Origin of the sequence: Micromonospora sp. NPDC047753, assembly GCF_040642735.1 — a bacterium.
In the GTDB taxonomy this organism is placed as follows: Bacteria; Actinomycetota; Actinomycetes; order Mycobacteriales; family Micromonosporaceae; genus Micromonospora.
This window is the reverse complement of the sequence record NZ_JBEYSL010000762.1, coordinates 1-2,189: the sequence shown is the minus strand read 5'-3', so window position 1 is coordinate 2,189 and position 2,189 is coordinate 1. Positions and strand designations below refer to the sequence as shown.

The window sequence follows — 2,189 nt, the reverse complement described above, 5'->3', positions numbered from 1 at the left end:
TCGGCTCCGCCGAGCTGCCCGCCCGCAGGTCCGCGCACCGCCTGGCCCTTCGCCTCGGCGTGTCGTGGCAATAACTTCATGATCAACGCGCGCAGAGAGGGGGGTGGGGTTAGGAGAAGAGGCCTCGACGGGTCAGGGACTGGCGGAGCCAGTTGTCGAGTTCGGCGGTCCAGTCGGTGCGGTCGGCGGTGGCGTGGTCGACTGTGAACCGACCGAAGGCGTCCCGGCCCTCGGTGAAGACGCCGCCGCGCTTGTCGACCTCCAGCACCACCTGCATCTGCTGGGCGTCGGCGATGAAGGTGACCTCCAACTGGTTGATCGATCGGGCGTACTGCGGCGCCGGGCTGAACTCGATCTCCTGGTAGAACGGCAACGTCTGGTGTACGCCGTAGATGTGACCGCGCTCCACATCGGCGCGTGCGAACCGGAATCCCAGCCGCAGCAGCGCGTCCAGCAGTCGCTCCTGCGCCGGCAGCGGGTGCACCGACGCGGCGTCCAGGTCACCCTTGTCGACCGCGCGGGCGACCTCCAGCTCGGTACGCAGGCCCATCGTCATCCCGTGCAGGTGCTGCCCGCACAGCTCGGTGACCGGTGTCTCCCACGGCACGTCGAAGCGGAACGGGAGGTCGTAGCGCTGCCCCGGCTCCAGCCGGAACGCGCCGGTGACCTGCTGGCGGTGGAACTCCTGAGTGGTGTCGTAGTCGTTGTCACCGCTCTCCACCTCGACCCGGGTGACCAGGCCGAGGGTGACGTGGTCGATGTCGACCTGGTGGTCGCCGCCCAGCACCTGGATCCGGCCCTCCAACTGGCCGCCCGGGCGGCAGTTCGGGTTGGCCAGCACCGTCTCCACCGACGGACCACCGACGCCCATCGCCTTCATGAGCCGTTTGAAGACCACACCGTCCTCCAACTGTCGTTTCCGGCTGGCCAGAGGTGGCCGGCCGTCCGCAACGTAGCCGGGGCGGGCAACCACACACTTCGACGACACACCGCACCAGCGATCTGACGCGATTCCTGTCGGGTGCCCGATCGCCTCACTCCCGTTTTACGCCCCGCCCGCCAAGCTGTTCTCACACCGGCACCACTGGGCCGGGAACACGGCACCGACGTGGAAACGGGGAGAGACAGAGATGGTTCTGCAGATGACGGAACACCGGACGCGCCCGGCCACCACGACCGACACTGACGGGGCCCCCGAGGCCCTCGTCGACCTGGACGCCACAGACGAGCGCGGCATCTCCACCGACCTGGTCCGGGCCTACCTCAACGGCATCGGCCGGACGAAGCTGCTGACCGCCGCGCAGGAGGTCGACCTGGCCCGGCGCATAGAGGCCGGCCTGTTCGCCGATGAGAAGCTCGCCACCTGCACCCCGGTCTCCGCGGAGCTGCGAGCCGACCTGGAGCTGATCGTCACCGAGGGTCGGGCGGCCAAGGACCACCTGTTGGAGGCGAACCTGCGGCTTGTGGTCAGCATCGCCAAGCGCTACACGGGCCGTGGCATGGCGTTTCTCGACCTGATCCAGGAGGGCAACCTCGGTCTGATCCGGGCCGTGGAGAAGTTCGACTACACCAAGGGCTACAAGTTCTCCACGTACGCCACCTGGTGGATCCGGCAGGCCATCACCCGCGCGATGGCCGACCAGGCCCGCACCATCCGCATCCCCGTGCACATGGTCGAGCAGGTCAACCGGATGGTCCGGGCCCGCCGCGAACTGGCGGTGACGCTGGGCCGCGAACCGACTGTCGCCGAGGTGGCCCGCGCGCTGGAGGTCCCCGAGATCCAGGTCATCGAGCTGATCTCCTACGACCGGGAGCCGGTCAGCCTGGACCAGGCCGTCGGCGACGACGGTGAGAGCGCGCTCGGCGACTTCGTGGCCTCGGTGGACCCGCGCACCGAGCCGGGCGACGCCGCCGCCCAGGGCGAGCTGCGCAACGAGGTCAGCATCGTGCTCTCCACCCTGTCCCAGCGGGAACAGGCGGTCATCCGCCTCCGGTTCGGCCTGGACGACGGCCGTCAGCGCACCCTGGACGAGGTCGGTCGGGAGTTCGGCCTGTCCCGGGAGCGGATCCGGCAGATCGAGAAGGTGACACTGCTGAAGCTGCGCGCCCCGGAGCGGGCCCAGCGCCTGGAGGCGTACGCCTGCTGACGCACCCGGTTCCCACGGAAGGCCCCGGCGGTTCGCCGGGGC

General features: G+C 69.4%; 2 protein-coding genes. One reads left to right on the top strand and one right to left on the bottom strand.

The window, feature by feature from the left end; translation table 11 throughout:
- Positions 1-109: 109 nt before the first annotated feature.
- Positions 110-898 (bottom strand): sporulation protein, encoded by a 789-nt coding sequence (locus ABZ749_RS34235; RefSeq protein WP_357235339.1) that lies wholly within the window; start codon positions 896-898, stop codon positions 110-112.
- Positions 899-1,142: 244 nt separating this feature from the next.
- Here ABZ749_RS34235 and sigB point away from each other — a divergent pair, with 244 nt between their 5' ends.
- Entirely contained in the window at positions 1,143-2,147 is a 1,005-nt protein-coding gene (sigB, locus tag ABZ749_RS34230; RefSeq protein WP_357235342.1) for an RNA polymerase sigma factor SigB, read from the top strand.
- The last annotated feature ends 42 nt before the right edge of the window (positions 2,148-2,189 follow it).